The 11,731-nt window shown below is 75.7% G+C and carries 1 protein-coding gene; it reads right to left on the bottom strand.

What is annotated here, in order from left to right; translation table 11 throughout:
* Positions 1 to 11,636: type I polyketide synthase (locus QK440_RS32230; RefSeq protein WP_282796785.1), on the bottom strand; the 11,636-nt coding region annotated here is incomplete at its 3' end.
* Positions 11,637 to 11,731 lie beyond the last annotated feature (95 nt).

Genomic DNA, 11,731 nt, shown 5'->3' with positions numbered 1-11,731 from the left:
TCCGCACCGAACATCACGCTCTGGAGCGAACGTTCTATCCACCCGTCGAAGTACGCACACACCTCGTCCAGCGCATCCGCGAACACCGGGAACGCCTCGTACAACTCCCGGCCCATCCCGAGCCGCTGACTACCCTGCCCCGTGAACACGACCCCCAGACGGCCCTCAACCACCGAACCGCTCAACGGCTGATCGAGCCCGGCCAGGAACTCCTCCCGCTCCCGACCGAACACCACAGCCCGGTGCTCATGCAGGGCCCGCCCCGACAACAGCGACCAGCCCACATCCACGGCATCCAGCCCAGGACGCGCCACCACGTGCTCGCGCAACCGGTCGACCTGCGCCCGCAGGGCATCGGCACCGCGCGCCGAGAGCACCCACGGCACCGCCACCACCGGAGCAGCGGGCGCGGGAGCAGCCTCAGCGGGCCCGTCCTGCGGCGGCGCCTGCTCCAGGATCACGTGGGCATTGGTACCGCTGACGCCGAACGACGACACGCCGGACCGGCGCGGCGCCTCGGCGCGCTCCGGCCACTGCTGGGCTTCCGTCAGCAGCTCCACCGCGCCCGCCGACCAGTCCACGTGTGAGCTGGGCCGGTCCACGTGCAGCGTCGGCGGGAGTACGCCCTCGCGCATGGCCATCACCATCTTGATGACGCCCGCGACACCGGCGGCGGCCTGCGTGTGGCCGATGTTGGACTTGATCGACCCCAGCCACAGCGGCCGGTTCGCCGGGCGCTCCTGGCCATACGTCGCGAGCAGCGCCTGCGCCTCGATCGGGTCACCCAGCTTCGTGCCGGTGCCGTGCGCCTCCACCGCGTCCACGTCACCGGCTGCGAGCCCGGCGTTGGCGAGGGCCGCCCGGATGACGCGCTGCTGGGACGGGCCGTTGGGCGCGGTGAGGCCGTTGCTGGCGCCGTCCTGGTTGACGGCGGAGCCCCGTACGACCGCGAGCACGTCGTGGCCGTTGCGGCGCGCGTCCGACAACCGCTCAAGGAGGAGCAGGCCCACCCCCTCGCCCCAGCCCGTCCCGTCCGCCGCCTCCGCGAAGGCCTTGCAGCGGCCGTCGGTCGCGAGGCCGCGCTGGCGGCTGAACTCCACGAAGGTGTCCGGCGTCGACATCACGGTCACACCGCCCGCCAGGGCCAGGTCGCACTCGCCCTGCCGCAGCGCCTGCGCCGCCAGGTGCAGCGCGACCAGCGACGACGAGCACGCCGTGTCCACCGTCACCGCCGGGCCTTCGAGGCCGAAGGCGTACGACAGGCGGCCGGAGACGACGCTGGCCGCGTTGCCGGTGCCGAGGTAGCCCTCGCCGCGGTCGGCGGCGGTGCGCAGGACGTTCTCGTAGTCCTGGCCGTTGGTGCCGGAGAAGACGCCGGTGCGGCTGCCGCGCAGCGTCACCGGGTCGATGCCGGCCCGCTCGAAGGCCTCCCAGGCGGTTTCCAGGAGGAGCCGCTGCTGCGGGTCCATGGCCAGGGCCTCGCGCGGCGAGATGCCGAAGAAGTCGGCGTCGAACTCCGCCATGTCGTGGAGGAAGCCGCCCTCGCGGACGTAGCTGGTCCCGGCGTGTCCGGGGTCCGGGTGGTAGAGCGCGTCGACGTTCCAGCCGCGGTCCTGCGGCATGTCGCCGACGGCGTCGCGGCCGTCGCTCAGCAGCCGCCACAGGTCCTCGGGCGAGCGGACGTCGCCGGGGAAGCGGCAGCTCATCGCGACGATCACGACCGGGTCGCCGTCGTCGGCCGCCCCCGCGGCGGCGGCCACCGGCTCCGCGGCCTCGCCGGGCACGTGGCGGCCGAGGAGTTCGCCGCGCAGGTACGCGGCGAGCGCGGCCGGGGTCGGGTGGTCGAAGACGATCGTCGTGGGGAGGCGCAGTCCGCTGGCGGCGCCGAGGAGGTTGCGGAGTTCGACCGCCGTCAGCGAGTCGAAGCCGAGGTCCTTGAAGGGGCGGGCGGCGTCGACGGTCTTGGTGGCCGGGTAGCCGAGGACCGTGGCGACGCGGTCCCGCACGAGGTCGAGGAGCGCCCGTTCGCGCTCCGCCGCGGGCAGGGCCGCGAGCCGTTCCGCGAGGGAGTCCGTGCCCGGGGACGCCGGGCCCCCGTCCCGGCCCGGGGCGGCGGCCACCGCGGCGGCGGTGGTGAGCTGGTCGAACAGGTGGCAGGGGCGGGCCGTGGCGTAGCCCGGCGCGTACGTGTCCCAGACGACGTCGGCGAGCGTCACGGCCGCCGCGCCGCCCGGGGAGGCCGTGGCCGTCAGCGCGGCGGCCATCGCGGCGACGGCCAGGTCCGGCTCCATCGCGGGCATGCCGCTGTCCCGGACGCGCTGTTCCACCACTCCCCCGTCGGCGGCCATGCCGCCGCCGGCCCACGGGCCCCAGCCGAGGGAGAGCGCGGGCAGCCCGAGTGATCTGCGGTGCTCGGCGAAGGCGTCCAGGAAGGCGTTGGCCGCCGCGTAGTTGCCCTGGCCGCCGATGCCCATCGAGCCCGCGACGGACGAGAACAGGACGAAGGCCGTCAGCTCGGCGCGGTCGCGGGTCAGCTCGTGCAGGTTCAGGGCCGCCTGCACCTTCGGCCCGAAGACGGTGGCGAACCGCCCCGGCGTCAGGCCGTCGAGCACGCCGTCGTCCAAGACGCCCGCCGTGTGGAACACACCGGTCAGCGGCACCTGAGCCGGGATCCCGTCCAGGACCCGCGCCAGCGCCTCGCGGTCGGCGACGTCACAGGCCGCGAGCGTCACCCGGGCTCCCAGCTCCTCCAGCTCTGCCCGGAGTCCGGCCGCGCCGGGCGCGTCGGGGCCGCGCCGGCTGGTGAGCACGAGGTGCTCGGCGCCCGTACGCGCCAGCCACCGCGCCACGTGCCCGCCCAGCGCGCCGGTGCCGCCGGTGACGAGGACCGTACCGCTCGGCGTCCAGGCGGCGGCCTCCCCGTCGCCCGCCACCGCACCGGTGGCGGACGCCGCGCCCGCGGAAAGGCGTACGAGCCGTCGTCCGAACACGCCGGAGCCGCGGACCGCCACCTGGTCCTCGCCCGCCGCCGAGCCCAAGGCGTCGGCGAGCCGCAGCCGCGCCCGCTCGTCCGGCCGCTCGGGCAGGTCGATCAGGCCGCCCCAGCGCTGGGGCTGCTCCAGAGCGGCGACCCGGCCCATGCCCCACACGGCCGCCTGCCGCGGCGCCGTCAGCCGGTCCGAGCGCCCGGTGGTCACCGCGCCGCGCGTGGCCGCCCACAGCGGTGCCGCCACCTCGGCGTCGCCGAGCGCCTGGAGGAGCGCGAGCACACCCTCCAGGCCGACGGACACGGCCGGGTGCGCCGAACCCTCGGAGTCGTCGAGGGGCAGCAGCGACAGCACGCCCAGCGGAGACGCGAACTCGCCACCCGCTCGCTCCAGTTCGCGCAGTTTCCTGGCCAGCACCTCACGCTCCGCCTCGTCACGCCGCACCGGGATCCGGGCCACCCGCGCGCCGCGCTCCTCCAGTCCGGCGACCGCCGCGTCCGCCCACGGGTACGCGTCCTCGTCGCCCGGTACGACCACCCACCACACGCCGTCGAACGCCGCCGGGGCCAGGCCCGTCAGCGGCTTCCACGACTCGCGGTACTGCCACCGCCCGACCGTGCCGGCCTCGCGCCGCTGCCGCCGCCACGACGAGAGCACCGGCAGCACCTCACCGAGCGCCCCGCCGTCGGCCGCGCCGCCCAGCTCGGCGCTCAGCGATTCCAGGTCCTCCCGCTCCACGGCCTCCCAGAACCGCGCCTCCACCTCGTCCGCGTCGTCCGTACCCGTACGCGCACCGCCGGACGCCGTCAGGTCCAGCCAGTAGTGGTCACGCTGGAAGGCGTACGTGGGCAGGTCTACGCGGCGCCGCGCTTCCACCGGCGCGTACAGCGGCGCCCAGTCGACCTCGACCCCGCGTACGTACAACTGCGCGAGGGCCGCCAGGAACGTGTCCGCCTCCGGGCGGTCCTTCCGGACAGCGGCCACCAGCCCCGCCTGCGCGGCAGGCTCGGTGACCGTGTCGTGCGCCATCGCGGTCAGGACCGCGTCCGGGCCCAGCTCCAGCAGCATGGAGACGCCGAAACCGGTCAGCGCACCCAGCCCCTCATGGAAGCGCACAGCCTCACGGATGTGCCGCACCCAGTACTCGGGGTCTCGAAGCTCGGCAGGATCGGCCACCGCACCCGTGAGGTTGGAGACCACCGGAAGCGTCGGCTCCTGGTACGTCAACTCCTGCGCAACACGCCGGAACTCGTCCAGCGCGGGCTCCATCAACGGCGAGTGGAAGGCATGCGACACCTTCAGCCACCGCACCTTGCGCCCCTGGCCCCGCAGCGTCTGCTCCAGGCCTGCAAGAGCCGTGCGCTCACCGGAGAGGACCACCTGCGAAGGCCCGTTGACCGCCGCGACACCCACCCGGTCGGCGAGACCGTCCAGGAGCGGCAGCACCTCCGCCTCCGCCGCCTGCACCGCCAGCATCGCGCCACCCTGGGGCAGCGCCTGCATCAACCGACCACGCGCGGCGACCAACGCCACGGCGTCCTCAAGCGACCACACCCCGGCCACGTACGCGGCAGCCAGCTCACCGATCGAATGCCCGCCGACAACCTCCGGCCGTACACCCAAGGACTCCGCCAAGCGGAACAGCGCCACTTCCATCGCGAACAGCGCGGGCTGTGCGTACCCGGTCTGCTCCAGCAGGTCGGCGTCCGCACCGAACATCACGCTCTGGAGCGAACGTTCTATCCACCCGTCGAAGTACGCACACACCTCGTCCAGCGCATCCGCGAACACCGGGAAGGTTTCATACAACTCCCGACCCATCCCGAGCCGCTGACTGCCCTGCCCGGTGAAGACCACCCCCAGACGGCCCTCAACCACCGCACCACTCAACGGAGCTTCGAGCCCGGCCAGGAACTCCTCCCGCTCCCGACCGAACACCACCGCCCGGTGTTCGAGCAGAGCCCGCCCCGACAACAGCGACCAGCCCACATCCACGGCATCCAGCCCAGGACGCGCCACCACGTGCTCACGCAGCCGATCGACCTGCGCCCGCAGGGCATCGACACCGCGCGCAGAGAGCACCCACGGCACCGCCGTCACCGGAGCGACAGGCGCGGGCGCGGGAGCAGCCTCAGCGGGCCCGTCCTGCGGTATCTGCTCCAGGATGACGTGCGCGTTGGTGCCGCTGACGCCGAACGACGACACGCCCGCGCGGCGCGGCGCGGCACCGTCCCGCTCGGTCCATTCCCGGGCTTCGGTGAGCAGCTCGACGGACCCGTAGGACCAGTCGACGTGCGTGCTGGGCCGGTCCACGTGCAGCGTCCGCGGCAGGACGCCTGCGCGCATCGCCATCACCATCTTGATGACGCCCGCGACACCGGCGGCGGCCTGCGTGTGGCCGATGTTGGACTTGATCGAGCCGAGCCACAGGGGCCGGTCCTCCGGGCGCTCCTGCCCGTACGTCGCAAGGAGCGCCTGCGCCTCGATCGGGTCGCCGAGCGTCGTGCCCGTGCCGTGCGCCTCCACCGCGTCGACCTCGGCGGCCGACAGGCCCGCGCTCTCCAGGGCGGCGCGGATGACGCGCTGCTGGGAGGGGCCGTTGGGGGCGGTGAGGCCGTTGCTGGCGCCGTCCTGGTTGACGGCGGAGCCCCGTACGACCGCGAGGACACTGTGGCCGTTGCGCCGGGCGTCCGACAACCGCTCAAGCAGGAGCAGGCCCACTCCCTCGCCCCAGCCCGTGCCGTCGGCGGCCTCCGCGAAGGCCTTGCAGCGCCCGTCGGCGGCCAGGCCGCGCTGGCGGCTGAACTGGACGAAGGTGTCCGGCGATGCCATCACGGTCACGCCGCCAGCCAGGGCCAGGTCGCACTCGCCCTGCCGCAGCGCCTGCGCCGCCAGGTGGAGGGCCACCAGGGACGCCGAGCACGCGGTGTCGACGGTCACGGCAGGGCCTTCGAGGCCGAACGCGTACGACAGGCGGCCGGACATGACGCTGACGGCGTTGCCGGTGAGGACGTGGCTCTCGATGTCCTGGGGGACGGTGGCCCCGCGGGCGATGTAGTCGTCGCCGTTGGAGCCGACGAAGACGCCCGCGCGGGTGCCGCGGAGCGTCGTCGGGTCGATGCCCGCGCGCTCGAACAGCTCCCAGGACGTCTCCATGAGCTGGCGCTGCTGCGGGTCCATGGCGAGGGCCTCGCGCGGCGAGATGCCGAAGAAGTCGGCGTCGAAGTCGCCCGCGTCCGTCAGGAACCCGCCCTCGCGGACGTAGCTCTTGCCCGCCCGGTCGGGGTCGGGGTCGTACAGCCCGGCGAGGTCCCAGCCGCGGTCGGCGGGGAACTCGCCCATGGCGTCGCGGCCCTCGGCGACGAGGCGCCACAGGTCCTCGGGCGAACGGACGTCGCCGGGGAAGCGGCAGCTCATGGCCACGATGGCGACGGGGTCGTCGGCGAGCGGCGCGGCGGAGGCTGCGGGGGCGGAGGCTGCGGGGGCTGCGGCCGTCCCGGCGCCGAACACCTCGTCCGCCAAGTAGCCCGCGAGCGCGGTGGAGTTGGGGTAGTCGAAGACCAGCGAGGCGGGCAGGCGCAGGCCGGTGGCGGCCTGGACGCGGTTGCGCAGCTCGACGGCGGTGAGGGAGTCGAAGCCGAGGTCGCGGAAGGCGCGTCCCGGGTCGACGGCCTCGGCGGCGGAGTGGCCGAGGACGGCGGCGGCCTGGCCCCGGACGAAGGCGAGGAGGGCGGCGGCGCGCTCCGGCGCGGGCAGCGGGGCGAGCCGCCGCATCCACTCCGGGCCGGTGGCGGCGTGGCCGCCGGCAGGGGCGGGGGTGCCGTCCGCAGGGCCGTCGGCGCGCTCGCGGGCGTCGGGCAGCGCGGCGAAGAGCCTGCTGGGGCGGGTGGCGACGAAGCCCGGCAGGAAGGTGTCCCAGGCGACGGCGGCGACGACGACGGTGGCGTCGCCGCGCTCGACCGCGTCCCGCAGGGCGGCGACGGCGGGCTCGGGCGGCATCGGCGGCATGCCGTCGCGGCGGGTGCGCTCGGCGCGTACGGCGGTGTCGGCGAGCCCGGCGCCCTCCCAGGTGCCCCAGGCGACGGAGGTGGCGGGCAGCCCGTCGGCACGGCGCTGCTCGGCGAGCGCGTCGAGGTAGGCGTTGGCGGCGGCGTAGTTGGCCTGGCCCGCGTTGCCGAGCGCGCCCGACGCGGACGAGAAGAGCACGAACGCGTCCAGGTCCAGGTCGCGGGTCAGCTCGTGCAGGGCCGCCGCGGCCGGGGACTTGGGGCCCAGCACGCCGTCGAGGCGGGCCGGGGTGAGGGCGTCGACGACGCCGTCGTCCAGGACGCCCGCCGTGTGGACGACGGCGGTCAGGGGGGCGTCGGCGGGCAGGTCGTCCAGGAGCCGGGCGAGGGCGTCCCGGTCGGCGGCGTCGCAGGCCGCGAGGGTGACGCGGGCGCCGGACTGCTCCAGTTCGGCACGGAGTTCGGCGGCGCCCGGCGCGTCGGGGCCGCGACGGCTGGTGAGCAGGAGATGCTCGGCGCCCGTACGCGCCAGCCACCGCGCCACGTGCCCGCCGAGGGCACCCGTGCCGCCGGTGACGAGGACCGTGCCGCGCGGCGTCCACCGGGTGTCCCGCCGCAGGCCGGCACCGGCCGCCTCGCCGCGGACGAGGCGGCGTACGAACACGCCGGAACCGCGCACGGCGAGCTGGTCCTCGAAGGCGTCGGCGGTGTCGGACGCGGCGGCCAGGACCGCGGCGAGCCGGGCGCCCGCCCGGGGGTCGTACGGTGCGGGCAGGTCGACGAGGCCGCCCCAGCGGTCGGGGTGTTCGAGGGCGACGGCCCGGCCGAAGCCCCACAGGTGGGCCTGGGCGGGGTGGTCGATGCGGTTGCTGCGGCCGGTGGAGACGGCCCCCTGGGTGAGGGCCCACAGGCGCCCGGCGGCACCGGTGTCCGCGAGGGCCTGGACCAGGGCCAGGGTGGCGGCGAGGCCCGCGGGCACGGCCGGGTGGCCGTCGAGGGCGGCCGTGGCGAGGCCGAGCAGCGAGACCACTCCGGCGGGCTCCGGCGCGCCGTCCGCCGTGAGCTGCCGCAGCCGCTCCGCGAGGAGGTCACGCGTCGCCTCGCCCGCGCGGAGGCTCCAGGTGACGGGTTCGGCACCGGCGGCCGTGAGGGCGTCGACGGCCCCCGTGGCCCAGGGATGGTCCGGGGTGTCCTCGGGGACGACGACCAGCCACCGTCCGGACAGGCGCGCCGCCGGCAGCTTGGCCGCGGGCAGCGGCTGCCAGGTGGCGCGGTAGCGCCAACTGTCGATGAGGGCGCGTTCCCTGCGCTGCCGCCGCCAGGCGGACAGGCCCGGCAGGACCTCGGTGAGCGCGTCCTCGGCCACGCCGTCGCCGAGGGTGGACGTCAGCTCGTCCACGTCCTCGCGCTCGACGGCCTCCCAGAAGCGAGCCTCGGCGGTGTCGGCGGCGGGCGGGAGGCCGTCGGAGGCCCGCTGCTCGACCAGCCAGTAGTGGCGGCGCTGGAAGGGGTACGTCGGCAGGTCCACGAGTTGCCGGTGGCCGGGAAGCAGCGCCGCCCAGTCGAGGGCGGCGCCGTGCGCGTGGGCCTCGGCGAGCGCGGCGAGCAGCCGGTCGGCGCCGCCCTCGTCGCGGCGCAGGGAGCCCAGGGTGGCGGCGGAGCTGTCGGTGGCGTCGATGGTGGCCTGGACGGGGACGGTGAGCACCGGGTGGGGGCTCATCTCCAGGAACAGGCCGTGGCCCTCGGCCAGGAGCCCGCGGGCGGCGTGCTCGAACAGGACGGTCCGGCGCAGGTTGCGGTACCAGTACCCGGCGTCCATCGGAACGTCCAGCCAGGTGCCCGTGAGGGTCGAGTACAGCGGCACGTCGGGGGTGCGGGGCGCGACCGGGGCGAGGACCCGCTCCAGGTGCTCCTCGATGGCCTCGACGTGGCCGGAGTGCGAGGCGTAGTCGACGGGGATCGTACGGGCGCGGATGTCGCGGGCCACGCACTGCGCGACCAGCTCCTCCAGGGCCGCCGTGGCGCCGGAGACGACGACGTGGGCGGGGCCGTTGACCGCGGCCACGGACAGGTCGTCGCCCCACGGGGCGATCATCTCGCGGACCTGCCGCTCGGGCAGCGGGACCGAGACCATGCCGCCGCGGCCGGAGAGTTCGGCGATGGCCTGGCTGCGCAGCACCACCACCCAGGCGGCGTCCTCCAGCGAGAGGGCGCCCGCGACGCAGGCGGCGGCGATCTCGCCCTGGCTGTGGCCGACCACGGCGGCGGGCTCGACACCGGCAGCGCGCCAGACGGCGGCGAGGGAGACCATGACGGCGAAGAGCACGGGCTGGACGACGTCGACGCGGTCGAAGTTCTCGCCGTCGAGCTCCTCGAAGAGGTCCCAGTCCACGAACGGGCCGAGCGCGTCGGCGCACTCCTCCATCCGGTCCGCGAACACCGGGGAGTCGTCGAGGAGTTCGCGCGCCATGCCGGCCCACTGCGAGCCCTGGCCGGGGAAGACGAACACCGGGCGGGCCGCGCCGGGCAGGGCGCGGCCGGTGGCCGTGCCGGGGGCCGCCGGATCGCCGTCCGCGAGGCGGGCGAGCCCCGCGAGGAGTTCGTCGCGGTCGCGCCCGTGCACCACGCCCCGGTGCGCGAACCGCGACCGGGCGACCGACAAGGTCCAGGCAACGTCGGCGGGTTCCAGGCCGGGGTGCGCGAGCAGGTGCGCGCGCAGCCGGTCCGCCTGGGCCCGCAGCGCGTCGTCCGTCTTCGCCGACAGGGCCAGCGGCACCCGGCCGGGCAGCACGGCGGAGGCGGCGGCCTCGTCGGCGGCGGGCTCTTCCGGGGCCACCGCCCCGTCGGTCACGGCGGGCTCGTCGGAGGCGGCGCCGGTCGTCCCAGGGGCGCCGGGCGCGGGCGGCGGGGCCTGCTCCAGGATGACGTGCGCGTTGGTGCCGCTCATGCCGAACGACGAGACGCCCGCGCGGCGGGGTGCGCCGTCCTGCCGCTCGGGCCACTCCCGTGCCTCGGTGAGCAGTTCGACCGACCCCGCCGACCAGTCGACGTGGCCGCTCGGCGCGTCGATGTGCAGGGTCTTCGGCAGCGTCCCGTGGCGCATCGCCTGGACCATCTTGATGACCCCGGCGACGCCCGCGGCGGCCTGGGTGTGGCCGACGTTGGACTTCAGCGAGCCCAGCCACAGCGGCCGCCCCTCGGGGCGGTGCTGCCCGTACGTGGCGATGAGGGCCTGGGCCTCGATGGGGTCGCCGAGCGTGGTGCCGGTGCCGTGCGCCTCGACCGCGTCGACGTCGGCGGGCGCGAGCCCGGCGTCCGCGAGGGCGGCGCGGATGACGCGCTGCTGCGCGGGTCCGTTGGGGGCGGTCAGGCCGTTGCTGGCGCCGTCCTGGTTGACGGCCGAGCCCCGGATGACCGCCAGGACCTGGTGGCCGTTGCGGTGGGCGTCGGACAGGCGCTCCAGGACCAGCATGCCGACGCCCTCGCCCCAGGCCGTGCCGTCGGCGGCCTGCGCGAAGGGCTTGCAGCGGCCGTCGGGCGCCAGGCCGCGCTGGCGGCTGAAGGCGAGGAAGGAGCCGGGCGAGGCCATGACGACGACGCCGCCCGCCAGGGCGAGGGCGCACTCGCCCTGGCGCAGCGCCTGCACCGCCAGGTGCAGCGCGACCAGCGACGAGGAGCAGGCGGTGTCGACCGTCATGGTCGGGCCCTGGAGGCCGAGGGTGTAGGCGATGCGCCCGGAGGCGACGCTGGCGGCGGTGCCGGTGACGAGGTAGCCCTCCATGCCGTCCCCGGCGTCACCGAGGCGGGGGCCGTACTCCTGGGTCTCGGCGCCGACGAACACCCCGGTGCCGGAGTCGCGCAGACCGGCCGGGTCGATGCCCGCGCGCTCCAGGGCCTCCCAGGACGCTTCGAGCAGCAGGCGCTGCTGCGGGTCCGTCGCGAGGGCCTCGCGGGGCGAGAGGCCGAAGAAGTCGGCGTCGAACTCGCCCGCGTCGTGCAGGAACCCGCCCTCGCGGACGTACGAGGTGCCGGGCCGGTCCGGATCGGCGTCGTACAGGGCCGACAGGTCCCAGCCGCGGTCGGTGGGGAAGCCGGAGACGGCGTCCACCTCGTCGGTGAGGAGCTGCCACAGCTCCTCGGGGGTCTCGACGCCGCCGGGCAGGCGGCAGCTCATGGCGACGACGGCGACGGGCTCGTCGTCGGGGCGGCGGGCGGCGGGGAGGGGGGCCTCGTCGGCGGTCTCGAAGAGTTCGGCGCGCAGGTGGCGGGCGAGGGCGTCGGTGTTGGGGTGGTCGAAGACGGCGGTGACGGGCAGTCCGAGGCCGGTGGCGCGCTGGAGGCGGCGGTGCAGCTCCACCGCGGTCAGCGAGTCGAGCCCCAGGTCGAGGAAGGGACGGGACAGATCACCGGCCGGGCGGCCGTCGCCGGAGCCGCCGAGGACCGCCGCGACCTCCGCGGCGACCACGGCGCGCAGGTGCCGCTCCTGCTCCGCGCGCGGGAGGCCCGCCAGGGCGGTGCGCAGGTCCTCGGTGCGGGGGGAGGCCTGCGGGCCGGGCCGGTCCTCCTCGGCGCGGGCAGAGGCCTGCGGGTCAGGCCGGTCCTCCGGGTGAGAATGGGCTGCGAATTCCGCGAAGTCGCTCAATGTTCCACTCCGTAGCACCGGCCGTGATGGCTTTCAGAAATGTCCGGCCGCACGCCGCTTCCGATGGCCGCGCGCCGGGCGATTACCTTGACTGT

The sequence above is a fragment of the Streptomyces sp. CC224B genome (genome assembly GCF_030010595.1).
Taxonomy (GTDB): Bacteria; Actinomycetota; Actinomycetes; order Streptomycetales; family Streptomycetaceae; genus Streptomyces; species Streptomyces longispororuber.
The sequence above is the reverse complement of the archived record's forward strand: the minus strand, read 5'-3'. Positions and strand labels throughout refer to the sequence as shown.